26 protein-coding genes are annotated in these 26,289 nt (G+C 64.7%); 16 read left to right on the top strand and 10 right to left on the bottom strand.

Annotated elements, in window-relative coordinates:
* Window positions 1–23: 23 nt before the first annotated feature.
* Together CAG11_RS12450 and CAG11_RS12455 are read left to right on the top strand one after the other, a co-directional pair.
* On the top strand, window positions 24–473 hold the full coding sequence (locus CAG11_RS12450) for a hypothetical protein (RefSeq protein WP_022643789.1): 450 nt from the start codon (window positions 24–26) through the stop codon (window positions 471–473).
* A gap of 58 nt (window positions 474–531) precedes the next feature.
* Complete coding sequence (locus CAG11_RS12455; RefSeq protein ID WP_085596565.1) at window positions 532–1,473, top strand: class I SAM-dependent methyltransferase; 942 nt, start codon at window positions 532–534, stop codon at window positions 1,471–1,473.
* A 123-nt stretch (window positions 1,474–1,596) separates the two neighbouring features.
* On the opposite strand, the gene CAG11_RS12460 is transcribed toward CAG11_RS12455, so the two are convergent.
* From CAG11_RS12460 to CAG11_RS12480, 5 genes are all read right to left on the bottom strand, one after another.
* Complete coding sequence (locus CAG11_RS12460; protein WP_085596566.1) at window positions 1,597–2,055, bottom strand: GNAT family N-acetyltransferase; 459 nt, start codon at window positions 2,053–2,055, stop codon at window positions 1,597–1,599.
* A gap of 140 nt (window positions 2,056–2,195) precedes the next feature.
* Complete coding sequence (locus CAG11_RS12465) at window positions 2,196–3,326, bottom strand: agmatine/peptidylarginine deiminase (protein WP_085596567.1); 1,131 nt, start codon at window positions 3,324–3,326, stop codon at window positions 2,196–2,198.
* Between the two features lie 40 nt (window positions 3,327–3,366).
* Window positions 3,367–4,476 carry an extracellular solute-binding protein gene (locus CAG11_RS12470; RefSeq protein WP_085596664.1) on the bottom strand — a complete coding sequence of 370 codons (1,110 nt, stop codon included), beginning with the start codon at window positions 4,474–4,476 and terminating at the stop codon, window positions 3,367–3,369.
* Between the two features lie 2 nt (window positions 4,477–4,478).
* A complete protein-coding gene (gene aguB, locus CAG11_RS12475) occupies window positions 4,479–5,387 on the bottom strand; it encodes an N-carbamoylputrescine amidase (RefSeq protein ID WP_085596568.1) in 909 nt (302 codons plus the stop codon).
* The gene (locus CAG11_RS12480; RefSeq protein WP_068586877.1) at window positions 5,384–6,442 is read right to left on the bottom strand and encodes an agmatine/peptidylarginine deiminase; all 1,059 of its coding nucleotides are present in this window, start codon (window positions 6,440–6,442) and stop codon (window positions 5,384–5,386) included. The genes aguB and CAG11_RS12480 overlap by 4 nt, the downstream gene beginning before the upstream one ends.
* A 139-nt stretch (window positions 6,443–6,581) precedes the next feature.
* On the opposite strand from CAG11_RS12480, the gene CAG11_RS12485 reads away from it, so the two are divergent.
* Both CAG11_RS12485 and CAG11_RS12490 read left to right on the top strand, forming a co-directional pair.
* Window positions 6,582–7,442: a LysR family transcriptional regulator gene (locus CAG11_RS12485; protein ID WP_085596569.1), complete on the top strand. Its 861-nt coding sequence runs from the start codon at window positions 6,582–6,584 to the stop codon at window positions 7,440–7,442.
* Window positions 7,443–7,534: 92 nt separating this feature from the next.
* Window positions 7,535–8,155 carry a LysE family translocator gene (locus tag CAG11_RS12490; RefSeq protein WP_085596570.1) on the top strand — a complete coding sequence of 207 codons (621 nt, stop codon included), beginning with the start codon at window positions 7,535–7,537 and terminating at the stop codon, window positions 8,153–8,155.
* Window positions 8,156–8,165: 10 nt separating this feature from the next.
* On the opposite strand, the gene CAG11_RS12495 is transcribed toward CAG11_RS12490, so the two are convergent.
* Entirely contained in the window at window positions 8,166–9,050 is an 885-nt protein-coding gene (locus CAG11_RS12495) for a LysR family transcriptional regulator (RefSeq protein ID WP_085596571.1), read from the bottom strand.
* 137 nt (window positions 9,051–9,187) lie between these two features.
* On the opposite strand from CAG11_RS12495, the gene CAG11_RS12500 reads away from it, so the two are divergent.
* From CAG11_RS12500 to CAG11_RS12520, 5 genes are all read left to right on the top strand, one after another.
* On the top strand, window positions 9,188–9,715 hold the full coding sequence (locus CAG11_RS12500; protein ID WP_085596572.1) for a GNAT family N-acetyltransferase: 528 nt from the start codon (window positions 9,188–9,190) through the stop codon (window positions 9,713–9,715).
* Between the two features lie 83 nt (window positions 9,716–9,798).
* A complete protein-coding gene (locus CAG11_RS12505) occupies window positions 9,799–10,509 on the top strand; it encodes a FadR/GntR family transcriptional regulator (protein ID WP_053136270.1) in 711 nt (236 codons plus the stop codon).
* Between the two features lie 95 nt (window positions 10,510–10,604).
* A complete protein-coding gene (gene lhgO, locus CAG11_RS12510; RefSeq protein ID WP_085596573.1) occupies window positions 10,605–11,798 on the top strand; it encodes an L-2-hydroxyglutarate oxidase in 1,194 nt (397 codons plus the stop codon).
* A gap of 102 nt (window positions 11,799–11,900) precedes the next feature.
* Window positions 11,901–13,229 carry an MFS transporter gene (locus tag CAG11_RS12515; protein WP_085596574.1) on the top strand — a complete coding sequence of 443 codons (1,329 nt, stop codon included), beginning with the start codon at window positions 11,901–11,903 and terminating at the stop codon, window positions 13,227–13,229.
* An 81-nt stretch (window positions 13,230–13,310) separates the two neighbouring features.
* Window positions 13,311–14,096: a nucleotidyltransferase family protein gene (locus tag CAG11_RS12520; RefSeq protein WP_085596665.1), complete on the top strand. Its 786-nt coding sequence runs from the start codon at window positions 13,311–13,313 to the stop codon at window positions 14,094–14,096.
* A gap of 32 nt (window positions 14,097–14,128) precedes the next feature.
* On the opposite strand, the gene CAG11_RS12525 is transcribed toward CAG11_RS12520, so the two are convergent.
* The 3 genes from CAG11_RS12525 to mqo form a co-directional block, all read right to left on the bottom strand.
* Window positions 14,129–14,911, bottom strand: a complete 783-nt coding sequence (locus tag CAG11_RS12525) for a DeoR/GlpR family DNA-binding transcription regulator (RefSeq protein WP_085596575.1) — start codon at window positions 14,909–14,911, stop codon at window positions 14,129–14,131.
* A 216-nt stretch (window positions 14,912–15,127) separates the two neighbouring features.
* On the bottom strand, window positions 15,128–15,847 hold the full coding sequence (locus CAG11_RS12530) for a GNAT family N-acetyltransferase (RefSeq protein WP_085596576.1): 720 nt from the start codon (window positions 15,845–15,847) through the stop codon (window positions 15,128–15,130).
* A 226-nt stretch (window positions 15,848–16,073) separates the two neighbouring features.
* On the bottom strand, window positions 16,074–17,711 hold the full coding sequence (gene mqo / locus CAG11_RS12535) for a malate dehydrogenase (quinone) (RefSeq protein ID WP_022643772.1): 1,638 nt from the start codon (window positions 17,709–17,711) through the stop codon (window positions 16,074–16,076).
* Window positions 17,712–18,429: 718 nt separating this feature from the next.
* Between mqo and CAG11_RS12540 the strand changes: the two genes are divergently transcribed.
* From CAG11_RS12540 to CAG11_RS12565, 6 genes are all read left to right on the top strand, one after another.
* Window positions 18,430–18,924 (top strand): PaaI family thioesterase, encoded by a 495-nt coding sequence (locus CAG11_RS12540; protein ID WP_085596577.1) that lies wholly within the window; start codon window positions 18,430–18,432, stop codon window positions 18,922–18,924.
* Between the two features lie 120 nt (window positions 18,925–19,044).
* A complete protein-coding gene (locus tag CAG11_RS12545; RefSeq protein ID WP_219738283.1) occupies window positions 19,045–19,554 on the top strand; it encodes a sigma-70 family RNA polymerase sigma factor in 510 nt (169 codons plus the stop codon).
* On the top strand, window positions 19,551–20,522 hold the full coding sequence (locus CAG11_RS12550) for a FecR family protein (RefSeq protein ID WP_085596578.1): 972 nt from the start codon (window positions 19,551–19,553) through the stop codon (window positions 20,520–20,522). The genes CAG11_RS12545 and CAG11_RS12550 overlap by 4 nt, the downstream gene beginning before the upstream one ends.
* Before the next feature lie 96 nt (window positions 20,523–20,618).
* Entirely contained in the window at window positions 20,619–23,060 is a 2,442-nt protein-coding gene (locus CAG11_RS12555; RefSeq protein ID WP_085596579.1) for a TonB-dependent receptor, read from the top strand.
* 105 nt (window positions 23,061–23,165) lie between these two features.
* A complete protein-coding gene (locus CAG11_RS12560) occupies window positions 23,166–23,861 on the top strand; it encodes a DUF1963 domain-containing protein (RefSeq protein WP_085596580.1) in 696 nt (231 codons plus the stop codon).
* Between the two features lie 93 nt (window positions 23,862–23,954).
* Window positions 23,955–24,806: a CAP domain-containing protein gene (locus CAG11_RS12565; protein ID WP_085596581.1), complete on the top strand. Its 852-nt coding sequence runs from the start codon at window positions 23,955–23,957 to the stop codon at window positions 24,804–24,806.
* 67 nt (window positions 24,807–24,873) lie between these two features.
* Here the strand turns inward: CAG11_RS12565 and CAG11_RS12570 are convergent, their stop codons facing one another.
* Window positions 24,874–25,548, bottom strand: coding sequence for a hypothetical protein (locus CAG11_RS12570; RefSeq protein ID WP_031321508.1), 675 nt, complete (start codon window positions 25,546–25,548; stop codon window positions 24,874–24,876).
* Window positions 25,549–25,738: 190 nt separating this feature from the next.
* Here CAG11_RS12570 and CAG11_RS12575 point away from each other — a divergent pair, with 190 nt between their 5' ends.
* Entirely contained in the window at window positions 25,739–26,287 is a 549-nt protein-coding gene (locus tag CAG11_RS12575) for a hypothetical protein (protein ID WP_085596582.1), read from the top strand.
* Window positions 26,288–26,289: the final 2 nt, after the last annotated feature.

Consider the following 26,289-nt stretch of genomic DNA (forward strand, 5'->3'; position numbering starts at 1 on the left):
ATGTACACAAGGACCCATGCCCGATGAAATACGACGACGCTTCCTGGCATTACGGCGGGGACTTTCCCAGCGACCTGCCGCCCAGCGCCGGGGGCACCCATATCGGCCTGTTCCTGGCCTGGATGCTGCTCAACGGCTTTGCCAGCGAAGAACTTGAAGAAGATGCCGCCGAGGAACTGGCGCAGCTACGTTCACGCAAACTCGATGGCCGTGAGTTCCTGTTCAAGATGCTCGATGAAAGGCTCTACGACGAAGACTTCAACGCCGAAGGCAATGCCTTCGCTGCTGCCTACTATGCGGGAAAGGACAGCAACGTCCGCTACAGCGAGGACTATGAGCAGCTCCTGGCACCAGTCCCCGATACGATCTACCGGGTGGAGAACAGCTGGAGCAACTACGACCTGCTCGCTCCGGTGCTCGATGGCCGGCTGGCGCAATGGCGAGCCATGGGCCGCCCGGAACACCTGGACTGAACCGCGCCGGCCGGCAATTGTGGTTAAATGCCGCCCCGAAAAATTGCCGGTCGCGCCGATGAACCCTCAAGCCCTCGCCACCCTCAACCAACACCTGCTGGACGCCCTGGCCAGCGCCCCAAGCGAAACCCGGCGCCTGTTCCACGGGCGCGGGCGCTGCTGGCCGGGCCTGGAACAAGTGACCGTGGATTGGCTGCAAGGCGTGCTGCTGGTGTCGCTGTTCAAGGAAGTGCAAGCCGGGGACCTGGCTGCCTTGAAACAGCTGCTGGTGGACCTGGGCGCCACTGCGCAGTGGCAGGCCAGCGGCGCCACCAGCCTGATGCTGCAACACCGCTACCTGCCCGACAGCCTCGGTGAATGGTTGCTGGGCGAGCCGGTGGAATCCTGCACCATCACCGAGGAAGGCCTGGATTACCGGGTGGACCTGGGCAGCAAGCAGAACAACGGCTTGTTCCTCGACATGCGCTACGGGCGCAACTGGGTGCGGGCCAATGCCCAGGGCCTGAAGGTGCTGAACCTGTTCGCCTACACCTGCGGATTCTCGGTGGCGGCGATCGCCGGCGGGGCCGAGAAGGTGGTCAACCTCGACATGTCCCGGGCGGCCCTGAGCCGTGGCCGCGACAACCATCGGCTCAACGGCCACGACCTGGGCCGGGTGAGCTTCCTCGGCCATGACCTGTTCAAGTCCTGGGGCAAGGTCAAGCAAGGCGGCCCTTACGACCTGGTGATCATCGACCCGCCCTCCTTCCAGAAAGGCAGCTTCGTGCTGAGCAAGGACTACGCGCGAGTGCTGCGGCGCCTGCCGGAGTTGCTGACGCCGACGGGCCGGGTGCTGGCCTGCATGAACGATCCAGCGTTCAGCGTGGAGTTCCTGCTGGACGGCATGGCCGAGGCCGCGCCAGGGCTGCGTTTCGAACAGCGCCTGGACAACCCGCCGGAATTTCCCGATGCCGATGCGCAATGCGGCCTGAAGGCCCTGGTGTTCAACCAGCCAGCGTAGCCGTGGCGGCCACCGGGCCAGCCTGGCGGCGCAGTTGATCGACCGCATCGGCCTTTTTACGGCCGCTGCGCGCCCGGGCGCAGCCTCGCCAGCTCCGCATGAGCTTTCAGGATCGGCGCGGGGTTAGAGTGGCATCCGGTATTCGATGAATCCCGAATTGTCCGCCACCCAGTCGTAGAGCTTTTGCGCGCGCTTGTTGGTGGCGTGGGTGTGCCAGTACAGCCGTGCGCAATCGTGTTGGCGGGCAAAGGCCTGGACCCACTCGATCAGCTGTTTGCCAGTGCCGCCGCCACGGACCTGCGGCGCCACGTACAGGTCCTCCAGGTAGCAGAAGTCCGTGGTGGCCCAGGTCGAACGGTGCAGCACGGAGTTGACGAACCCCACCAACTCGCCACCTTGCACCGCCACCGCCGAATACACCGGCTCCCGGGGGTCGAAGAAACGCTCGAACGTGCGCTGGCTCACCTGTTCCGAAAGGCTCACCTGATAGAAATCCTGGTAAGCCAGCCACAATTGCTGCCATTGCTCCCGATCTTCGGCCTGGATGGCCCGTACCGCTACCGTCTGTTGCTGCTCGCCCATGACGCTCTCCTCATGAAAAACCGGAAACAACACTGCTTTCCGGGGATATCGAAGAGCGCCAGCTTAGGCAGCTAACGGCCTGTTGTAGCAGGCCAATTCTAATTTCAACAGCAGACCACTTGCCCTCGCCTGCCAGCACCTCACAACGCCGGCAACTGATGGGTGACGCAATGGATCCCACCCCCGCCTGCGGCGATGGCATCGATATCCAGCTGCACCACCTCGCGCCCGGGGTAGAGCTGGCTGAGCAGGTCGTGGGCCTTGGCGTCGGCCACGGGATCGCCGAACTCCGGGGCGATCACCGCGCCGTTGATCACGAAGTAATTGATGTAGCCCGCGGCGAAGTCTTGGTTGCCCCGGCTGAAGCGGCTCTTGCGCGGATTCAAGGGGGGCGACAGGGTGTGCACCTTGAGCTTGCGGCCATCGGCATCGGTGGCGTTGCGCAGGATCTCCAGGTGCGCGCGGGTCACCGCGTGGTCGTAGGAATCCGGGTCGTTGTCGAGGTTGGCCACCACCACCCCGGGAGCCGCGAAGCGCGCATAGAAGTCGACGTGGGCATCGGTGATGTCGTGCCCCTTGATCCCCGGCAGCCAGATGATCTTGCGCAGGCCCAGGCAAGCCTTGAGCTCGGCCTCGACATCGGTCTTGCTCCAGTCGGGGTTGCGATTGCGGTTGATCCAGCTGCTCTCGGTCATGATCCCGGTGCCGTGGCCATCCACCTCGATACCGCCGCCCTCGCCCACCAGTTCGCTGCGCAAGTAGGTGGCGCGCGCGCCATCGGCGACCTGGCGTGCCAGGCGCGCATCCCGGGAATGGCGCTGCTTGTTGCCCCAACCGTTGAAGTTGAAGTCCACTGCGCCCAGCTCGCCTCGGGAGTCGACCACGAAGTTGGCGCCGATATCGCGCATCCAGATATCGTCCAGCTCGGTGATCACATAGGTGACATTGCGAGTGCCACACAGCTCCTCGGCCAGGTCGCGCTCATGCTCGCGGCAGAACAGGGTCAGCGGCTCATGGGCGGCAATCGCCCGGGCGATCCGGCCCTGGGCCTCCTGCACATCGCCAGTGAAGTCTTCCCAGATCGCATCCTGGGCACCGAAGGCCATGAAGGCCCGCTGGTGACGATCGCCTTCGTCGGGCATGACCCAGTCCTCCTGTTCCTGTTCCTGTTCTTGGGCCAAGACCCGACGGGCGCCCAGGCCCAGGGTAGTCACGGCGGCGAAACCGGCCAGCAGCGAGGCCTGTTTGATGAATGTACGTCGGGTCGACATCGGTCTTTCTCTCAAGGGGGATTGCATGAAGTGGAACGGCTCAGGGTGCTTTTATCGTAGCCGTCTTGAACTGGGTCCAGATGCGCATTCGGGCCCGCATGTCGGCCTGGGGAATATCGCGCCCCGGCACCAGGCGGGCAAAGGTCGCGGCATCCGGGTAGATATCCGGGTTGCCCACCATCCGTGGATCGATCTGCGGCCGCGCCTTGGCATTGGCCGTGGGGTAGCCGGTGAAGTTGCTGATGGCCGCCATGTTCTCCGGGCGCATGACGAAGTTGATGAAGGCATAGGCGTACTCCGGGTGCCGGGCATCCTTGGGGATCGCCATGGTGTCCATCCACACCGTGGTGCCCTCACGCGGGATGCGGTACTGGAAGTCCGCCGGCTTGCCGGCTCCGTCGGCGGCGCGCTGGGCCTGGGTCACATCGCCGCTGTAGCCCAGGGAGAGGCACAGGTTGCCATTGACCAGGTCGGTCACTGGCTGCGACTGGAACTTGCGGATGTACGGCCGCAGCTTGAGCAACAGCTCGCTGGCCGCTTGCAGGTCTGCCGGCTTGGCGCTGCGCGGATCGCGCCCCAGGTAGTTGAGCGCCACCGCCAGTACTTCGTCGGGCGAGTCGATCACCGAGATCCCGCAATCGGCGAAATGCGCCGCCAGCTCCGGCTTGAACAGCAGGTCCAGGCTGTTGACCGGTGCATTGGGCAAGCGTTGGGCGATCTGCCCGGCGTTGTAGGTCAGGCCGATGGTGCCCCAGGTATAGGGCACCGTGGCCTGGCTGGCCCGGGGGTACTGCTTGCGCAAGGCTTGCAGGCCGGGCTCGATGTCGTCCATTTGCGCAAGCTTGGCGGGGTCAAGGTTCTGCAGGCTGCCAGCACGCATCAGTCGCTCGGCCACGGTGTCGCCGGGGAAGATCAGGTCGTAGCCGCTGCCGCCGGTCATCAGCTTGGCCTCCAGGACCTCGCTGCCTTCCATGACGTCGTAGATCACCTTGATCCCGGTCTCGGCGGTAAAACGCGCCAGGGTGTCCTGGGCGAAGTAGTCGGCCCAGTTGTACAGGCGCAGGGTCTTTTCTTCAGGCGCGGCCTGGACCTGCGCGGCCATCAATGCCAGTGCCAGCGCGCCAAGGCGCAATGTGCCGATGCGGTTCATGCTCATGCCTCCCGAGGGTTCCAGCGTGAATGCAGGTGTTGGCCGTCGAGGCTCAGCAAGGGCCCGTACATTTCCGGACGACGATCACGGAAGATGCCCCAGGTCCGGCGCTCCTCGGCCATGGCCGCCAGGTCCAGCTCATGCAAGAGCATGCCGGTGGTGTCGCGGTCGGCCTCGGCCAGCAGCCGGCCCTTGTGGTCGCAGATGAACGAGGAACCGTAGAACTGCATGTGCAGCTCTGAGTCGCTGCGAGCCACTTCCCGCCCGACGCGGTTGGCCGCCACCACCGGCAGCAGGTTGGCCGCGGCGTGCCCACGCATGGTCATCTGCCAGTGATCCTTCGAGTCCAGGTCGGCGGCGCCAGGCTCCGAGCCGATGGCCGTGGGGAACAGCAGCACCTCGGCACCCTGCAATGCCAGGCAACGGGCGGTTTCCGGGAACCACTGGTCCCAGCAGATGCCCACGCCCAGGCGGCCGAACGCCGTGTCCCAGACCTTGAAGCCGGTGTCGCCGGGGCTGAAGTACTCCTTCTCCTGGTAACCGATGGCGTTGGGGATGTGGGTCTTGCGGTACACCCCGAGCAGGCGTCCGTCGGCATCGGCCACGCTCAGGGAGTTGAAGTAGGCGGTGCCGGCCCGCTCGAACCAGCTCAGCGGCAACACCACCCCCAGCTCCTTGGCCAGGGCGGCAAAGCGCTTGAGTATGCGGCTCTGGCCATACTCTTCGGCCAGTGCCAGGTGCCGGTGCTGCTGTTCGATGCAGAAGTACGGCGTGGCGAACAGCTCCTGCAGCAGGATCACCTGCCCGCCGCGGGCTGCGGCCTCGCGCACCAGTTGCTCGGCACGCTCGAGGTTGTCCGCCAGGTCCCAGGTACAGGGCATCTGCAACGTCGCGACGGTCAAGTTGCTCATGCCGACACCTCCAGTGGCCAGCGCGGTTGCTGCTGGGTGATGCAATGCACGCCACCACCGCCATGGGCCAGGTGGTTGATCTGCACCGGCACCACTTGCCGCCCGGGGAAGGCCTTGGCCAGGACCTGGGCCGCGACCTGATCGGCCTCGATGCCGTAGGCCGGCATGATGATCGCGCCGTTGGCGATGTAGAAGTTGGTATAGGAAGCGCAGAACACCTCGGCCTGGGTGTCCACCGCGGCAGTGGCTTCGAACAACTCCACCAGTTCGAAGGCGCGGCCCTGGGCATCCCGGGCCAGCTCCAGGGCACGGCGGTTCTCGCGCACCACTTCGGCGTACACCGAGCCTTGGTCATGGGTGGCGTCCACCAGCAGCAGGCCGGGACGGGCGAAGGCACAGACGCCATCGACATGGCCATCGGTCATGTCGCCGGTCACGTAGTCCGGATCGCCGGGCAGCCAGATGGTTTTCTTCACTCCCAGCAGGCGCTCGAAGATCTCTTCCATCTCGGCCTTGCCCAGGCCCGGGTTGCGATTGGGATTGAGCAGTACCGACTCGGTGGTGATCAGGGTGCCTTCGCCGTCCACATGGATGGCGCCGCCTTCGTTGGCCAGGTGGGTGCCGAAGCAGTCCAGCCCCAGTTGGTCGAGCAGGCGCCGGGCCAGGCTGCGGTCCAGCTCATGGGCCGACTTGCCGCCCCAGGCATTGAAGCGCCAGCTGACGCCGGCCAGCCCGTGCTGGGGATGGCAGACGAAACTCGGCCCGGAGTCGCGGCACCAGCTGTCGTCCACGGCCTGGACCACCCGCTCGACGTTGGCGCCGCAGTGGCGCCGGGCGCTCTCCAGGGCCGAAGGATCGACCACCAGCTTGACTGGCTCGAAACGTGCGATGGCATTGGCCACCCTGGCGAAATCCGCCTGTACGTCGGCCAGGGTCACGCCCCAGCCCGACTCCCACAGGTCCTGGTTATGGGGCCAGACCATCCAGGTCGCCGCGTGGGGCACCCACTCGGCGGGCATCCGCCAACCGCTGTTTCGACTGTCATTGCTGTGCATGGGAATCGCGCCTCTCGATTAAGGTTTTGTTATCAGCCAACAAATACCGGTGCAACCAATGGCGCCCATGCTATGGCTTTGAAAATCCCGCAACAAACGATAGATTTAGTGAAATTCTGATTAGCTGGGCTTATCGATAATGTTAAAACACTGGCCTCCCCTGAACGCCCTGCGCGGCTTCGAAGCCGCCGCGCGCCTGGGCAGCTTCCACCAGGCGGCGCAAGAGCTGCACCTGACCCAATCGGCCATCAGCCAGCAGATCCGCAGCCTGGAAACCTTCCTCGAACAGCCGCTGTTCTACCGCAGCGGGCGCAGCGTGACCCTGACCGATGCCGGGCATGACCTGCGCAGCACCACCCAATCGCTGCTGCAACAACTGGCCGTGGGCATTCGCCGCCTGGAGCAGTACCGCAAGCCCAACCAGCTGGTGGTCAACACCAGCCCGGCCTTCGCCCGCCACTGGCTGCTACCGCGACTGGGCGAATTCAACCGCCTGCACCCGGAAGTGGACCTGTGGCTGTTCACCAGTTTCGAGCCGCCGGACATGGCCACCCAGACCATCGACGTGACGATCCGCGACGACCTCAGCGCCCAGGCCGAATGCAGCTACCTGGAGCTCTGCAGCGACCAGCTCTATCCGGCCTGCCACCCCTCCCTGCTGGAGCAGCCCCAGGCGCTGCGCACCACCTTGCACGGCGAACGGGAAATGGACTGGAGCCACTGGGTGGTGGAAGGCGGCACCGACGTCGGCCAGCGCAGCAACGGCCTGAACTTCTCCGACCCGGGATTGCTGCTGGACGCCGCCTGCGCTGGCCACGGCATCGCCCTGGTCAGCCAACTGCTGGCCCAGCAAGCCCGGGCCCAGGGCCAGTTGCAGCCGCTGTGCGAACAAAGCGTGCGCGGCCCGACCTGGGCCTGGCTGGTGCATCGCGACAGTGAAGGCAGCTCGCTGACCCGCAGCTTCTGCAGCTGGTTGCAAAACGCCCTGGAGCAGGCCTGAAAAACCGCTTTGCATTCCTGGCGGTAACCCCTGCCCCGGCGCCGCCTTAAGCTGGCGCCGGTGCAATCCGCACTGCCTCCAAGGAATCGCGCGTGCCCCCGATCCCCGACATCAACTGGTCATTGTGGTTGTCCACCATGCTGCCCATGGCCCTGAGCGCCGGTCCCGGCAACCTGATGGTGGCCAGCTCCGGCGCCCGCAGCGGCGTGCGCCGCTCCCTGCGCTTCATCCTCGGCCTGGACCTGACCTACTTCCTGCTGGCCCTGCTGGTGGGCCTCGGGCTCTACCACAGCCTGGCGCAGCAGCCGCAACTGCTGCGGGGCCTGCGGATCGCCGGCAGCCTGTACATCTTCTGGCTCGGCCTGCGCCTGTTGCTGCGGCCACTGCGCAAGCCCGGCGAGCCAGAACAGGCGCTGTTGTTCCGCGATGGCGTGGTGCTGCAACTGGGCAACGTGCAAGGGCTGGTCATGCTGCTGGTGATGTTCTCCACCTTCAGCCCGGCCACCAGTGCCGGCAGCCTGGCGGTGGTGGCGCTGAGCGCCGCGCTGATCGCGGTGAACCTGTTCGGCCACCTGCTCTGGGCGGGCCTGGGCTCGAGCCTGCAACCGCTTCTACGTGCCAGGCCGGGCTTGCTCAAGGCGCAAAATGTGCTGTTCGGCTTGCTGTTGATGGGGGTGGCGGCGTGGATCTTCCTGCGCAATGGCCTGGCCTGAGCCGACCGCCTCAGTGGTCTTGCAGGCCATGCTGGCGCAGCACCCGGTCGATGAACTGCACCACCTGCTCGACCCGCTCCTGGCCCTGGGTCGCCAGGTTGCGCAGCAGCCAGATATCGGCCCGATGCGCCGGGACATCCGGCAACACCCGACACAGCCCCAGGGGTTCGGCGATATAGACCGGCAAGGCGGCGATCCCCAGGCCGGCCTGTACCGCCCGGAGCTGCGCTTGCAGGTTGGCGGTGCTCATCCACAGCGGCTGGCCGCCACTGAGCCGGTCCAGCCAGCGGGCCAGGGGCATATGCTCCAGGGCCTGGTTCCAGCCGATCAAGCCATGCCGGGCCAAGTCTTCGGGCGCTTGCGGACACCCCTGGGCCTGGGCATATGCCGGGGAGCAGAACAGCGCCTGGGTCAGCGCGCCGACCTTGCGCAAGGTGAAGTTGCTACCGGCTTCCGGCCGGTGCAGGCGCAGCACCAGGTCACTGTGGCTCTGGGTGAGCTTGACCGAGCGCGCGGCATTGACGAAGTCGAAACGGATCTCTGGATGATCCGCACGAAACGCCGCCAGGGCCGGGATCAACAGGTGGCTGCCCATCAGCTCCGGGCAATCGATGCGCACCACCCCGGCCATGCGCGCACCGGGCCGGGCCAACTGGCGCTCCATCTGGCCAAAGCGTTCCTGAGCCTCAAGCGCCATGGGCAGCAAGTCGCGGCCGGCCTCGGTGAGGAAATAGCCCTGGGTGGTCTTCAGGAACAGCGGCGTGTGCAAGGCCTGCTCCAGCATCTGGATCTTGCGCGAGACCGTGGCCGCCGACACCTTCAGCGCCTGTCCGGCATCGGTGATGTTGCTGGCGTTGGCGACCGCAATGAAGAATCGCAGATCATCCCAATTCACGCTTACATGCCTGTCCTTGCGAAATCAGGCCGGGATCTTATGCGAAAAATACTCTGGCGCGATCAGAGTTTTCTTCAGTCGCGGGCCTGGAGCTGTAGAGTGAAGGCGTCGCCCAACCCGAGGACAAGGACCGCCCCATGCTGGAACTGCACACTGAACGCCTGCACCTGCGCTCCCTCAACGCCAATGACTGGGAGCTGTTCCTGACCCTGCACAGCGACTCCGATAACCTGCGCTATGTCTGCGACCCACTTTCCCGAGCGCAGATCGAGGAGCGCTTTACCTCGCGCCTGCCGCACTGGAATACGGATTCGACCCACTGGCTGTGCCTTTTGATCAACGACCGCCACAGCGGTGAGGGCCTGGGTTTCACCGGCCTGCGGATCAGCAACGGCGACGCCTCCGAGGCCGAGGTCGGCTACTTGTTGCGTCCGCAGCATCAAGGCAAGGGACTGGCCGTGGAATCCCTGCGCGCCGTCATCGAGCACGCCCGGCACACCCTGGGCATCAAGCAGCTGATCGCCACGGTCACCGACGGTAATGCGCCGTCCTGCAAGGTCTTGGAGAAATGCGGCTTCGCCTTCCTACGCCGTGACGAACGGGCCTTCCAGCTGGGCGGCGAGGATTGCGACGACCTGATTTTCAGCTGTCGCCTGACGGCTTGATGCGGCGCCTTGTCGCGGGTTTTTCTTGACAGGAAAAATTCGCCACGGCTATTGTCTGACAACCTGACTTACAAGGTTTACCCATGCTCGAACTCCAGCGCCCCGACTCCCTGGTCGTGCGGGTCGTCAACGCCATCCGCAATGAGATCGACTCCGGCCGACTGGCTCCCGAGTCGCGCCTGCCCACCGAACAGCAACTGGCTGAACAGCTCAATGTCAGTCGCTCGGTGGTGCGCGAGGCCATCGCCCAGCTCAAGGCCGATGGCGTGCTGATCGCCCGCCGTGGCCTGGGCTCGTACATCTCCAAGACCCCGGCCGGCACGGTGTTCCGCTTCCCCCAGAGCGAAGGACGCCTGGCGGACCTGGCGCAGATGTTCGAGATGCGCCTGTGGATCGAGACCCAGGCCGCGTCGATCGCCGCCCAGCGCCGGGACGCCGACGACCTGCAACGGATGCAGGCCGCGCTACAGGAAATGCACGACAAGCGCAGTGATTTCGAAGCCGCGGCCCTGGCCGACGTGGCGTTCCACCGGGCCATCGCCGAAGCCAGCAAGAACGATTACTTCGTGGCCTTCCATGACTTCCTGCGCAGCCAGCTGGCCAGTGCCCGCAAGACTGCCTGGGAAAACTCGGCGCTGCGCCTGGTCGGCGGTTCTGCCGACGCGGCCCAGGAACACCAGGCGCTGTACCAGGCCATCGCCGCCGGTGACCGCCAGGCCGCCGCCGGCTGTGCCGATGCCCATTTGCGGGCCTCGGCCAAGCGCCTGGGCCTGGAGTTGCCTACCCTCGACTGACCCTATTGCGCCAGACCGCAGGCCGAGCCTGCGGTTTTTATCGGACTACTTAGTCTGACAACCTGATAACCAGACTGATACGGACACCTGGAACCATGATCTACGACTTTTGCATCATCGGCGGCGGCATCGTCGGACTGGCCACGGCGATGGAGATCCTCAAGCGCCAGCCCGGCGCTTCGCTGGTGGTCCTGGAAAAGGAAAGCGTGCTGGCCAAGCACCAGACCGGGCACAACAGCGGCGTGATCCACGCCGGGATCTACTACGCGCCGGGCAGTCTCAAGGCCGACCTGTGCAAGCGCGGCGCCGAGGCCACCAAGCAGTTCTGTACCGAGCATGGGATCAAGTTCGAGGTCTGCGGCAAGGTGCTGGTGGCCTCCAATGCCCTGGAAGTGCAGCGCATGGAAGCCTTGTACCAACGCTCGCAGCTCAATGGCCTGAAGGTCGAGCGCCTGGATGCCGAGCAACTGCGCCAGCGCGAACCGAACATTGTCGGCCTGGGCGGGCTGTTCCTGGACGCCACCGGCATCGTCGATTATCGCCAGGTGTGCGACACCATGGCCCGGGTGATCCGCCGCGCCGGTGGCGAGATCTGCCTGGGGCAGACCGTCACCGCCATCCAGGAGCACGCCGACAGCGTCACCGTCGGCACCCATGGCGGCAGTTGGCGGGCGAAGAAACTGGTGGCTTGCGCCGGCCTGCAGTCCGACCGCCTGGCGACCCTGGCCGGAGTGCGGATCGATCACCAGATCATCCCCTTTCGCGGTGAGTACTTCCGCCTGCCGGCGGCGAAGAACGACATCGTCAACCACCTGATCTACCCGATTCCCGATCCGGAGCTGCCGTTCCTCGGCGTGCACCTGACCCGCATGATCGACGGTAGCGTTACCGTCGGCCCCAACGCGGTGCTGGGCCTGGGCCGGGAAAACTACCGCAAGTTCTCCATCAACTGGCGCGATGTCGCGCAATACGCCAGCTTCCCCGGGTTCTGGAAAACCATCTGGCAGAACCTCGGCTCCGGCACCACCGAGATGAAGAACTCGCTGTTCAAGTCCGGCTACCTGGAGCAGTGCCGCAAGTATTGCCCGTCCCTGGAAGTCAGCGACCTGCTGCCCTACGAAGCGGGTATCCGCGCCCAGGCGGTAATGCGCGATGGCAGCCTGGTCCACGATTTCCTGTTCGCCGAAACCTCGCGCATGTTGCATGTGTGCAACGCGCCCTCGCCCGCCGCCACCTCGGCGATTCCCATTGGCTCGATGATCGCCGACCGGATCTTCCAGGCCGGCTGAAACACCCTGGCACTCGCGTTGCCCGGCGCCTCGACGACGCCGGCAGGATCGCGTGCTCGCGTCACCCGACAATAAATACAATGATCCAAGAGGATGCACCCGATGACCGCAGTTGAACCCAGCATTACTGCAGCGCAAACCCCACAGCAAACCAGGAAACGCCTGCGCAAGGTCGCGGCGGCCACCATCTTCGGCTCGATGCTGGAGTGGTACGACTTCTACCTCTACGCCACCATGGCGGCGATCGTCTTCTCGAAGATTTTCTTCGATACCAGCAACCCCAACAGCGCCATGCTGATGTCGTTCTCCACCTTCGCCATCGGCTTCATCGCCCGCCCCTTCGGCGGCGTGCTGTTCGGCTACCTGGGCGACAAGTTCGGGCGTAAGCAGGTGCTGGTGCTGACCTTCTGCCTGATGGGCGTATGCACCGCGCTGATCGGCCTGATTCCCAGCTACGCCTCGATCGGCATCTGGGCGCCGATCATCCTGGTGGCGATCCGCATCATCCAGGGCCTGGGTGCCGGCGCCGAACTGTCCGGCGCGGCGGTCACCTCCTACGAACACGCCAGCGAAGGCAAGCGCGGCAGCCAGGGCGCCTGGCCGGCACTGGGGCTGAACCTGGGCCTTTTGCTGTCGTCGCTGACCATCTACCTGCTGACCATCAACGGCAACGAATTCCTCTTGGCCGGCGGCTGGCGCATTCCTTTCGTGTGCAGCATCGTGCTGGTGGGCGTCGGCCTGTGGGTGCGCAAGAGCATTCCGGAAACCCCGGAGTTCAAGGAACTGGACCAGCAGAGCCGCAAGGCCCAGGCCTCGCCGCTCAAGGCACTGTTCAAGAACGACCTCAAGGGCCTGGCCGTGGTGTTCTTCGTGGCCATCGGCTACAACGCCCTGAGCTACATCTTCAAGACCTTCTCCCTGGCCTACCTGACCCAGTACAAGCATGTCGATGTGCACGTGACCTCGCTGTCGGTGACCATCGCCAGCCTGGTGGCCATCGTCGCCGTGCCGTTCTTCGGCTGGCTGTGCGACAAGTGGAGCAGCAAGACCGTCCTGGTGCTCGGCGGCCTGTTCTCGGTGCTGTTCGCCTACCCGTTCCTGGCCCTGCTCAACACCGGCGACAGCCTGATGATCTACCTCGCCATCGGGGTCGGCACCGGCATCCTGGCACCGATGATGTTCGCGCCCCAGGGCTCGTTCCTCAGCCGCCAGTTCCCCACCGCGACCCGCTCCTCGGGCTTCGGCACCGGGCGCGAGATCGGCACCGCCATCGCCGGTGGCCTGGCCCCGCTGGGCGGACTGTCGCTGGTGGCCGCCTCGCCCACCCATTCCACCGATGGCGTGGTGATCATCCTCGCCATTGCCGCGGTGCTGGTGGTGGTGTTCGCCCTGTGTGACCAGGGCCGCAAGCACTCGGCCTTCAAGAACTGAGCGATGCAAGGTTGCGGCAGGCTCCAAGCAGCCTGCCGCAACCTGTTAAGCTGGCGCTGGTTTTTTTTCGCAGGCCATCCCATGCAAATGCCCAGTACGTTCGGCGTCGATGCCGAAGGCTTGATCAGGCTGCCTCCCGAGCCGCCCCTGCAACCTGGGTTCGGTGCCCTGCTCGATGAGCTGTGCCACCGCCTGGGCCAGCCATCGCTGCACAGCCTCTACCTGTACGGCAGCGTGGCCCGGGGCGAGGCCCGGGTTGGGGTCTCCGACCTGGACCTGACCCTCATCCTGCGACAGCCACCTACCCCGGGCCTGCTCGATGAGCTGGAACAGCTGCGCCTGCAATTACAGGCGCGGCATCCCGAGGTGTCGAAGATCGATTTCGATATCGGCCACCTGGAGCAAGTCCTGGCCAGCGACAATCGCCACAGCTGGGGCTATTGGCTCAAGCATCATTGTCGCTGCCTGCTGGGCGAGGACTTGCGCCAGCGCTTCGCCCCGTTCAAGCCCAGCCGGGAAATAGCCCTGGCGGTGAACGGCGATTTTCTTGCGGTGCTGAACGACTACGCCACGCGCATCGACCACGCGCCAACCCCTGGGCAGACCCTGCGCCTGCAACGCGAGGCCTCGCGCAAGCTCCTTCGCGCGACCAACCTGCTGCGCCCGGAGCAGGAACCGAGCTGGCCCCGCAGCCTGGACGAACATGCCCAGTTGTTTGTGCGGCACTACCCGCAAATGAAAGCGGTCATCGACGAGTTCCGCCAAGCCGCCGAAGCGACAAGTCCCGCCGATGCCGGTTTCAGCAGCCGCTTGCGGCAGATGGCGCAGTGGATGAGCCAGCAAGAAAGTGGCGGACAGGTTCGATGAAGTAAAAGCCCTGCTCTGATAACTGCCTGGAGTCAGACCTGCAGTACCTCGACTCCCTGCTGTCGATAGCCTTCGAGCTCCGCGCTCGCCACTTCCCGCTCTGTCACCAGCCGGTGCAGACGATTGCAGGGCGCCACGACAAAAGGCTCCATGGCCCCGAGCTTGTCGGCGGTAGTCACGGCAATGACTTGCGCGGCGCTGTCGAACATCGCCTGCTTGATCGGCACTTCATCGAAATGCAGGGAGCTGATGCCGATCTCCGGGTGGATCGCGCAGACCCCGGTGAACAGCAGGTCGGCCTTGATGCCCTGGAGCATCCGCAGCGCTTCATGGCCGCTGGCGGCCAACGCCGCCGGGTTGAGCTGGCCGCCGGCCAGGATCACCCGGACCCTGGAGTATTCGGCCAGGGCCACGGCGATCAGCGGCGAGGCGGTGACCGCAGTCAGGCCGATATCCCGGGGCAGCGAGCGGGCGATGTGCAAGGTGGTGGAGCCGGAGTCGAACAACACCGTCTGCCCCTCCTGCACCCACTGTGCGGCGAACTGCGCCAGGCGCATCTTCACCACGTCGGTCTCGCCTACCCGGGTGAAGTAATCCTTGCCACTGTCCTTGGGCCGGGGCAGCGCGCCACCGTGGACCCGCTGCACCAGGCCAGCGGCATCCAGCTCCGCCAGGTCACGGCGGATGGTGTCCTCGGAAACCGAGAAATGCCGGCTCAGCTCGGCGGCCATGACCTTGCCGTCGCGCTCGAGCAGCAGGAGGATCTTTTGCCGGCGCAGGGACGGTAGTTCAGCGGTGGAATGCAGGTTTTGCATGTTGATGCCCGATTCTGCGTGTTTGTGCGAGATTATCCAGGCAGGAGCAGTGGCACAAGCCTCTGGACCCAGCACCCCCCAAAGGCCCTGCGGGCCTTGGCGCAGCCTCGCCGTGGCTCGACAGCGGCTACAGGAGCCATGCGTTGAGGCTTGGTGTGGCCGCTGCCGCAGGCCGCGCTCGGGCGCGCAGCGACTGCAAGATCTGCCGGAGCAGGGTCAGACCAGGCGCGGTGCCCGCGAGCGATGCAAGGCCGCTTCGCCCAGGCGCTCGCGCACCAGGGCTTGGGCCTGGCGGGTCAATTGGTCGAGGTGGCGGTCGCGCTTCTTCTCCGCCTCGATCATCGCCTTGCGCCCATGCTGCGCCAGCAGGTAAGTATGGATCTGCCGCACCTCCACCGAGTTGTAGATCGGCGCCACATCCAGCACTGCCAGCAAGCCATCGCTGCCATGCTCGCGGGTGTTCATCAGCACCTGCGGGCCACGGGCGCCCAACAGTTGGAACCCCAGGGCCTCGAAGCACCGGAGCTTGGCCGGGCTGCAGGCCAGCTCGGCATGGGGATAGCGTGCGCGCATCGCCGCCAGCATCTGCCGGGCGATGCCCTGGCGGCGCAGGTCCTGGCGGACCGCCATGTAGGCCACGGCGCAAGCTTCTGGGTCGTCCTTGAGCGGCAGGTAGAGCAAGAAGCCCTGCACCTGCTCCGGGTCCAGCGGGTCGCCGGCCACCAGCAGCTCCACGGCCAGATCCCGGGAACCGTCCATGGCCTGCAGGTACAGGTGCACCTCGTAGCCGACGCCGTACTGGTAGAGGTTGTACAGCGGATTGCTGGGAGCGATGGCGACCGCACTGATGTCGGTGATGTAGTCCACCACCATCTGCTGGATCTGGCTCTGGATGGCTTCGGCGGGCGGGGCCTGGAACAGGGTGATGCTGGACATCTGGGCGGTGACTCCGAGGGTTGGGGCATGTCCGCCAGGAGCGGGCGCGCCATGATACCCCTTCACGCAGGCGCAGGGGCGCAGCGCCGCATGGCAAGGCAAGATTGGGAAGGCTTGGGGGGGGCTGCCCCATTGCGGCGGCGACACGCCACCGCAATCGGACCAGCCAGCCGATGCCAAGGGCATCGGCGATGTCCCGCCCGGCGAACGCGGGCGGGAGCGGGGCTTACAGCGCCATGTCGGCCGCTGGGTTGCTCTCAGGCTTGGCCATGCTGGCCGGCGCTTGAGGAGCCGCACCCTTGACTGGTGGCGGCGTGGTCAGCTGCAGCACTTCGGCGGTGTAGGCCCACTCTTTGGCCACACGCTCAGGGCTGTCGTTCAGGGCAGTGCCGTAGCTCGGCACGATCTGCTTCAGCTTCTCTTGCCAGGCTGGAGTGGCCACCTGGTCCTTGAAGACTTTCTGCAGCACGCTGAGCATGATTGGCGCGGCGGTCGAAGCGCCCGGGGAAGCGCCCAGCAGGCCGGCGATGCTGCCGTCCTGGGAAGCGACGATCTCGGTGCCCAGTTTCAGCACGCCGCCCTTCTCTTCGTCACGCTTGATGATCTGCACGCGCTGGCCGGCCTGCCACAGGCGCCAGTCTTCCTGCTTGGCGTTGGGGAAGTATTCCTTGAGCGCCGCGAAACGGTCGTCATCCGACAGCATCAGCTGGCCGGCCAGGTATTCCACCAGCGGGTACTGCTCGATGCCCACCTTGGTCATCGGCCAGATGTTGTGGGTGGTGGTGCTGGTCAGCAGGTCGAAGTACGAACCTTCCTTGAGGAACTTGGTGGAGAAGGTAGCGAACGGGCCAAACAGGATCACGCGCTTGCCATCCAGCACGCGGGTGTCCAGGTGCGGTACGGACATCGGTGGCGCGCCGACCGAAGCCTTGCCGTAGGCCTTGGCCAGGTGCTGCTCGGCAACGCTGGCGTTGTCGGTCACCAGGAACGAGCCACCCACCGGGAAACCGGCGTATTCGTTGGCCTCGGGGATACCCGACTTCTGCAGCAGGTGCAGGGCACCGCCGCCAGCGCCGATGAACACGAACTTGGCGTCGGTCTCGGTTTTCGAACCGTCCTTGAGGTTCTTGTAGGTCACGCGCCACGAGCCATCTTGGTTGCGCTCGATTTCTTCTACTTCGCTGGACAGCTTCAGGGCGAAGTTGGGCTGGGCCTGCAGGTGGGCGACGAACTGGCGGGTGATCTCGCCGAAGTTGACGTCGGTGCCGATCGGGCTCCAGGTCGCAGCGATCTTCTGCGCCGGGTCACGCCCTTCCATCATCAGTGGAACCCACTTCTTGATCTGCTCGGCGTCTTCGGAGTACTGCATGCCGCTGAACAGCGGGCTGGCTTGCAGGGCCTCGTAGCGAGCCTTGAGGAACTTGATGTTGTCATCGCCCCAGACGAAGCTCATGTGCGGCGTGGAGTTGATGAACGAACGCGGGTTCTTCAGGACGCCGCTCTTGACCTGCCACGACCAGAACTGGCGGGAAATCTGGAACGCTTCGTTGATCTCGATGGCCTTGGCGATCTCGATCTTGCCGTCCTTGCCTTCAGGGGTGTAGTTCAGCTCGGCCAGGGCCGAGTGACCGGTACCGGCGTTGTTCCAGCCGTTGGAGCTTTCCTCGGCCACGCCATCCAGGCGCTCGACCATCTCCATGGACCAGTCCGGCTGCAGCTCGTTGAGCCAGACCCCGAGGGTCGAACTCATGATGCCGCCGCCGATCAGCAGCACATCCACTTTTTTTGGCTCGGCCGCATGGGCGGTCGTCAGACCTATCGACATCGCCAGCCCGATGAGGGCCGTGTTCACTTTCTTCAACATTCTGTAGTACCTACGATAGAACGCCATCCGCCGCCCGATCCTCGATCCTGTGAATCCCGGAGGGTGCGAAACAGGCATTTCGCAGGTCCCGGATGAACGCATTCATGAGAACTGGGGGGTGGGCACACAAGGCCGACGAAACGCGCTCGACCTCAGTTGTATATCGCTCCGGTGCTGACTTCTTGTCGTTGTTGGCTCAGCTACATGAGTGACACTTGTTACTCGGGGCTCGGGGCTCGTCACGGGACGCAGCCGACAGGCAGCCACCCTGCTCCTTTCCATGTTCCGCTGGCGCCGAATCGACGGGCAACGGCGGTACCCGCCTTCGCGGGAACCAGCAGGGAAAAAGGGTCGGATTCCACCAAGGAAGGTGGATGGACACTGCCTGACATTACGCTCGGCAGGTTTGCCAGAGACACCCGCACGCTTGCAAAGGACCCGATCAGGCCATTTGAAGCAAAGCACAGGGGGCATATTTTTGCACAAACGATGAACCGATTCAGCGCAAGAATATCATTACGGCATCAGCCTGTCTTGGCTGCGGCGCCCTTGGCAAGCCCCGAGGCACTACGACATCCGCCGCAATCAATGCGTCACAGGGACGCTGGCGCAAATCCTTTCCCGGCGCCGCCGCAGACCTTGGCCTGTGGCACCACCACGGGCATCATGGCCGACCGCGATACCCGCCAGACCATCGTCAAGGACAAGAAGAACAACCATGCACGCGACTTCCCTGCAAGACACCACCGCGCCCGAGGGCGTCTGCTTCGGCTGCGGCAGCAGCAACCACCACGGCCTGCACATCAAGAGCCACTGGCACGAGGACGGTATCCACGTGATCGCCGAGCACCAGCCGGAGGCCAAGTACTGCGGCTGGCCGGACCTGGTGTACGGCGGCCTGATCGCCATGCTGGTGGACTGCCACTCCAACTGGACCGCCATGGCCTACCACTACCGCAACGAACAGCGGGCCCCGGGCAGCCTGCCGCGCATCGACTGCGTGACCGGCAACCTGGGGATCAAGTTCATCAAGCCGACCCCCATGGGCATGCCCCTGACCCTGCGCGCCCGGGTCGAAGGTGAAGTGGCACGCAAGAGCCGGGTGGTGTGCGAGGTGTATGCCGGCGACGTGCTCACGGCCATCGGCAACTCGCTGTTCGTGCGGGTCGATACCCAGCGGCTGGCCGATGCGGCCCACGGCCGTGAAAGCTGAAATCGTTCCTCCCATGCCGTGCCGATCGGTGAGGGCCACAGCGCCCTCATGCGACGATTGCAGTCCTGTTCGACGCCCTTGTATTATTGAGAACGATTCACACTCACATCTCGGCGGCCAATGGTGCACTCATCTGCGAGCAACAAGCTGGGCTTCTTTTTCAGCGACCATCACCGGTGGTTGCTGCAACACATTCAAAAACGCCTGGGCAACCGTGCCGATGCTGAAGACACCGCCGCGGATACCTTCTGCCAATTGCTCAGCGCCCAGGTCGACCCGGACAGCATCGAACAACCCCGGGCCTACTTGTCCACCATCGCCCGGCGCCTGGTGTTCGACCGGCATCGGCGGCGCCAGCTGGAGCAGGCCTACCTGCAGCGCCTGAGCGCCCTGCCGGAATTGCTCGCGCCCTCCCCCGAAGAGCAATTGCTGCTGATCGAGGCCCTGGTGGCGATCGATCGTGCGCTGGATGGCCTGCCAATGATCGTCAAGACCGCCTTCCTCTACAGCCAGCTCGATGGCCTGAGCTATGTGGCAATCGCCAACAAGCTGCAATTGTCCGAACGCACCGTCAGCCGCTACATGAAACAGGCCTTGCGCCAGTGCTACCTGAGTGAACTGGGCCTGTGAGCCGACAACGCCTGGACCCGGTGGTCGAGCAGGCCATCGACTGGATGGTGCGCCTGCGTGCCGGCGAAGCGGACCCACGCCTGGAACAGGAGCTGGCCGCCTGGCTGGCCAGTGATCCTGCCCACGCCCAAGCCTGGCAGCAACTGCAAGCCAAGCTGGGGACGTCGTTCAATACTTTGCGTACCCTCGACCAGCGCCTGCCAGGGCAAGCGGGCGAAGCACGACAATTGCTGCTCAGCCCCCATGCCTCGCGCCGGCAACTGCTGCGCGGGGTGGCCGGGCTCGGCCTGCTGGGTGGCGGTCTGTGGCTGGGTGCCCGGACGCAAGTTGGCGAAACCCTGCTGGCGGACTTCAGTACCGGCCGGGGCCAGCGCCGGGATTTCATCCTGCCCGATGGCAGCCGCCTGAGCCTGGATGCCGAAAGCTCCGTGGACCTGAGCTTCGACCACCAGCAACGGCTGGTGCTCCTGCGTCACGGGCAACTGCTGATCCAGGTGGCCAGCGACTCCCGGCGCCCCCTGCGGGTGCAAACCCTCCAGGGCCAGGTCCAGGCCCTGGGCACGCGCTTCCTGGTGAGCCAGGAAGCCGATGCCAGCCGGGTTGTAGTGCTAGAACACTCAGTGCGCCTGCGCCTGCCCACCGGCCCGGTACAGGACCTGCCACAGGGCCAGGCCGCGCTGCTGCATCCTGGGCGGATCGAACTGCTGGCGCAGGACCAGGCATACCGTGGCGACTGGCTCAACGGCCGCTTGAGCGTGCTGGATGACTCCCTGGAGCAGGTCATTGCCGCGCTGCGTCCCTATTGCCGGGGCTTTATCCGAGTCAACCCGGCAATCAGCCAGCTGCGCGTCCAGGGGGTATTTCCCCTGGACGATCCGGAACGCGCCCTCGATGCGCTGGCCCAGACCCTGCCCATCCGCATCGAGCGCTACGGCCCTTGGCTCACGTTGATCCAGCCACGAAGTTGAGAGTGGATATTTTTTAAAAATAACTCTCATTCGTGTCTGGTTTTGACTTTTCGTCCCACCTATCTCCTGACACTTCAACGCAATCAGGAGAATTTCGTGCGCAACCCTTGGTTCCATGCCATGCCCGTCGCCATCGCCGTGACTGCCCTGAGCGGTCCGGTCCTGGCCCAGGAGCAGTCCCGTCCCTTCAACCTGCCAGCCGGCCCGCTGGCGGTGACGCTCAATGCCATTGCCGGCCAGAGCGGTGTCGTGCTGTCCCTGGACCCAGGCCTGGTCTCGGGCAAGCAGGCGCCAGCAGTGAACGGCACGATGACACCGACCCAGGCCATGCGCGCCGCCTTGGTCGATAGCGGCTTGCAACTGCGGCTCACCGCCAGCGGCCACTTCAGCGTCGAACCGCTCCCCGCCGCTAGCGCCGGGGTACAACTGGGCATGACCGACATCGTCGAGAGCGGGTTCGACAGCGCCACCACCGAAGGCTCCAACTCCTACGCTGCACGCGCCGTGACCATCGGCAAGGGCCAGCACAGCCTGCGAGAAATCCCGCAATCGGTCACGGTGATGACCCGCAAGCAACTGGATGACCAGGGCTTGACCGACCTCAAGGCCGCCGCCAACCAGACCACCGGCCTGGTGGGTGTGCAAGGGGTGGGCAAAGGCATGATCCTGTCGTCGCGGGGCTTCCAGATCGACGATTGGCAATACGATGGCGTGCCGATCCCCCGCAACACCTACTCGCTGGGCAACTGGGCGACCCAGGACCTGATTTTCTTCGACCGCCTGGAAGTGTTGCGCGGCGCTTCCGGCCTGCTGCAGGGCACCGGCAGCCCGGGGGGCGCGATCAACCTGGTGCGCAAGCGCGGCCAGGACGCCCCGACCGTGACCCTGACCGGCAAGGCCGGATCCTGGGACCACTATGGCCTGCAACTGGATGCCGGCGGCCCGCTGAATGATGCCGGCACGCTACGCGGACGTGTGGTGCTGGACGAAGACCAGAGTGATTCGTTCATCGACAAGCAGTGGAGCAAGACCCACTCGCTCTATGGCGCCCTGGATTTCGACTTCAGCGACGACACCACCCTGGGCCTGGCCGTGAGCCGCTCGGAAGCCGAATCGCGGCCGATGATCCGCGGCCTGCCGCGGCACGCCGATGGCAGCCCGGTCGACGTGCCCCGCTCGACCTACAGCGGTGCCCGCTGGAACCACTCGCAGATCAACGTCACCACCCTGTACGCCGACCTGGAGCATCGCTTCAACCAGGACTGGACGTTCAAGGTCGGCGCCGTGCGCATGAGCGAAGACAACGACTCGACCCAGCAGCGCACCCAGACCATCGCCGACGGCCTCGATGCCGACGGCAGCGGCGTGCAGTACGCCGACTGGGTCACTGATTTCGATAACACCAAGATCGGCCTGGACATGAACCTCACGGGACGCTTCGAGGGCTTGTCCATGGAGCAGGAAGTGACCCTGGGCGGCAACTACTCGAAGATGACCAGCGACGACGTGTTTGCCCGCACCTTCAACAATGGCGGCAACATCTTCGCCATCGAGCATGACCGGCCGCCCATCAGCTACGACAGCCTGCTCAATACTCCCGGTGGCCGTGCCACCCACAGCCGCTACGACATCCGCCAGAAAGGCCTGTACGGCAGTTGGCGGATCAAGCCGGTGCAGGACTTGACCCTGGTGCTGGGCTCGCGTGTGAGCTGGTACGACTATCGCTACGATGCCACCGATTACCAAGCCATCACGCGCAAGGCCACGGTGCAGTCGCCGAGCACCATGACCAACAACGGCGAAGTCACGCCCTATGCCGGTTTCATCTATGACTTGAGCCGCCAGTGGTCGCTCTACGCCAGCTACACCGATGTGTTCGAACCCCAGAGCTCACGCACCGCCAGCGGCTCGGTGCTGCAACCGGTGATCGGCACCAACTATGAAGTGGGACTCAAGGGCGAATTGCTCGATGGCCGGGTCAACACGTCCCTGGCGCTGTTCCGCTACGACCAGAAGAACCGCGCCGTCCAGGACAAGGCCTCGGGTTTTGCCTGTGATGGCTGGTACTGCTCCACCGCCTCCGGCCAGGTGCGCAGCCAGGGCCTGGAAGCCGAAGTCAGTGGCGAAGTGCTGGATCGCCTGCAACTGTCCGCGGGCTACACCTACAACACCACCAAGATCCTCAAGGACCCACAGGAACAGGGGCGGACCTTCAGCACCTGGACCCCGAAACACATGCTGCGGGTGTGGGGCGACTATCGCCTGGACGGCGGGTGGAGCAAGGTCAGCACCGGCCTGGGCTTCACCAGCCAGAGCCATACCCTGGGTTACGAGCGAAGCTACAAGGTACCGGGCTACACCGTCTGGAACGCGCGTATCGCCTACCAGGTCAACGACCAGGTCAGCCTGGCGCTCAATGCCTACAACCTGTTCGACAAGCACTACTACATCTCCGGCTACAACCAACTGGGTGGCAACAACAGCTTTGGCGACCCGCGCAACTTCATGCTCAGCGTGAAATACACGCCGCAGTTCTAAAGCGCGCCAACGCAGTGCCCGAAGCGCATTCGGGCGCTGCGCGCCAGGCGCGGCTTTTGTATGATCGCGCTCCCGTTCCCCCCATAAAGGACGCTGTACTTGACCATGGACATCCAGAGCATCCAGGACCGACTGGCCAAACCGGCGCTGAAGTTCACCGCCGGCGGTTTTCGCCCCAGCCATAGCGATGAAGAGAGTTGGCTGGGCCGAGTCTTCCTGTTTCGCGAAGACGAAGAGCTGCCACGCAACAGCGCGGGGGAAATCCTGCTGCCCTTCGCCCAGTTCCACCTGCCCTCCCTACCCTTTCGCAGCCCGCATTTGCAAGGAGTCAAGGTACTCACGGTGTTCATCGCCAACCCCTTTCCTGATGAGCTCGAACCCATGGGCGAGCGTTGGCTGGTACGCGAATACCGTGACGAGGACGTATTGGTGCGCAAGGAGCTGACGGCCGAGAAGGCCTTTCTCAAGCCCTTCCCGCTCAAGGCCGAGGTGGTGCCCGCCGACTACCCGCTGTGGGACGGTGGCGGCGTGCCCCGGGACCTGGAGCTGGAAATCCTCGAACTGGAACGTTCCGGCCGCATCGAGTGCTACTACGACCTGACCACCCACTGCTACGAACACAAGCTTGGGGGCTACCCATCGTTCTGCCAGTCGGGGATCGACCCGGGCGAAGGCTTCGAGTTCGTGATGCAGATCTCCTCCGACGCCAAGATCAATCTCAACGTGGTGGACAGTGGCAGCCTGATGTTCTGGAAGCATCGGGACAGCGGCGAATGGGCGCTGTACTACGACTTCTACTGAGGCACTCCGGCTGACGCCGATTTCATCCGCCAATGGGTGAAAAGCCCTGGCGGCGAGTGCATCATGGGCGCGTCCGATTCCAGGGAGACCTTCATGTCCATGCGCTCATTGCTGTTGCCCGTCGCCACCCTGTCCCTGGCCCTGCTGGACCCGGCCGGAGCCATGGCCGATGACCAGGCGCAGCTGATCGAGTCGATCAACGCCTACCGCAGCCAGCCGCAACGCTGCGCCAACCAGGCCTCGTCCGAACTACCGCCGCTGGCCAGCGACCCGCGCCTGATCCTGCCGGTGGACAACGTCGGCGACCTGCAGCAAGCCCTGGCACGGGCGGCGTACCCCATGGTCAACGTCCAGGCCATCAGTCTCTCCGGCCCGCGCGATGCCCAGGCGGCGATGCAGGCGATCCGCGAGAGTTTCTGCCAGGTGGTGCTGGACCCGCAGTTCGTCGATATCGCGGTCAATCGCCAGGCCGCCCAGTGGCGCATCGTCCTCGCCCGCCCATTGCTCTCGGCGCGCCTGGGCGACTGGCAGGCCGAGGGCCAGCAATTGCTGGCGCAGATCAACAACGCCCGCAGCCAGGCACGGCAATGCGGTGGCCAGGGTTTTGCCGCCACCGCGCCCCTGGCCTGGAATGCCACCCTGGGCAGCACCGCCCAGGAACACAGCCGGGCCATGGCCAACCAGAACTATTTCGACCACAAGGACCACGATGGCCGCACCCCCGGCGACCGTGCGGAGCTGGCAGGTTATGCCGGCCAGCAAGTGGGCGAGAACATCGCCGCCGGCCAGGACAGCGTGCGCAAGGTGCTGGACGGCTGGCTGGCCAGCCCCGGGCACTGCGCCAACCTGATGAACCCCGGCTACCAGGAACTGGGCGCGGCCTACGCGGTGGACCCGAAAAGCGATGCCGGCATCTACTGGACCGCGATGTTCGGCGCGCCTTGAGCGTGCATGCCCCCTGAACGAAAACGCCCCGACAAGTCGGGGCGTTTGCATTGCAGCCAGGATAACGTCACTGATTGACCGCCATCTGCCCGGCATCCTCCTGGGTCACCAGGGCCTTGAGCGAGACGTCGAATTGTTTCAGGGCATCGAGTTGCAAATCGGTCTGCTGGTTGATCTGGGCAGCGATTTCCGGGGCCGCCTTGCCCCGTACCCAGACTGAAGGCAAGTCCTTGGCCCGAACCCCTTCGGCCTGGCCGATGTACTGCAGGTTGGAGTCGTAGAACTTGGCGATGAAGCGCGCCTCCACTCGATTGTTGCGCTTGGTCACCAGCTGGTTGTAGGTGTCGAGCATCACCACCACGTCGGGATGGGCCTGGACCACGGCATCGAGGTTGTCATAGACGGTCACCGCAGCGAAATGCTTGTTCAGCGACGCCATCAGCCAGTTGATCGCCAATTTCGGATCGGAGCTGTCGACGAAGGCCTGGCTGATACGAGGATCGAGACCGGCGTTCTTCGCGCCGTTGAGCGCCACCGAATGGTAGTGCTCGAGGTATTCGAGGGTATTGAGGGTGTTTTCGCTGTACAACACGCCGACCGACCGGGCCCGCTGCAGGTTGGCGCCGCTGTCGGCCATGGGCAGGAAATGGCAGGCCATGTCATCGCCAGCCAGAGCCATCGCTGGAGTACCGGTTCCCGAGAGCAAGACGACGACAAGGGCCAACAAAGTCGAGATTCTCATCGGGTATTTCCTTCTGCAGCAAAAACGGTGTAAGCGCTATCTTCCTCCTTTGCAGGAAAAACGGAACCTCCACTTTTTGATGATAACTATCGATCATGGCAATGATGTAGAGCGGCAAAACCGCCCGTTGGCTAGAATCGCCCGCTGCCGTTCATCTTGAGCAGCGCACAAGCCAGCAAGCGGAGCCTTCATGGACCCATCCCCCCTGCAAACCCTGCGCGACACCATCAGACAGCAGCCGATCAGCCCGGCCCCGGCGCCCTGGGTACTGGTCACCCGGCGCGCCGCCGGCAGCCTGCTGGAAGTCGGCTTCGATCGTGATCGGGAACTGCTGCTGGTGACTTCCAGTGCCGGGCGCAGTGTCATCGACTGCGAAACTGGCGAGAAGATCGCCCGGGACTATACCGAGGAGGTCGAAAGCGATCGCTACCTCGAGGCCGAGGGCATCGGCCCCCTGGCGGGTCGGCGCATCGCCATGTCCGGAATCAATGGCGGCAGCCTGCCCCTGGGCAGCGACGATGGCTGGGCGGTGCACAATGTGCCCCTGGCGTGGCCCGAACAACACTTGTTGCTGGTCGAGCCGGGCTCCTGGCTCTACGGCGCCCAGCACAACCGCCCGGCGATCTTCCACAAGCTGGCCATCGAGCATGAATGCCGGGCCTTTGGCTTTTCCTACAGCGGCCGGAGCCTGGTGATCGCCTCGTCCTGTGACCTGGTGGTCTACCACCGACCGCTCTAGCC

The sequence above is a fragment of the Pseudomonas sp. B6(2017) genome (assembly GCF_002112765.1).
Taxonomy (GTDB): Bacteria; Pseudomonadota; Gammaproteobacteria; order Pseudomonadales; family Pseudomonadaceae; genus Aquipseudomonas; species Aquipseudomonas piscis.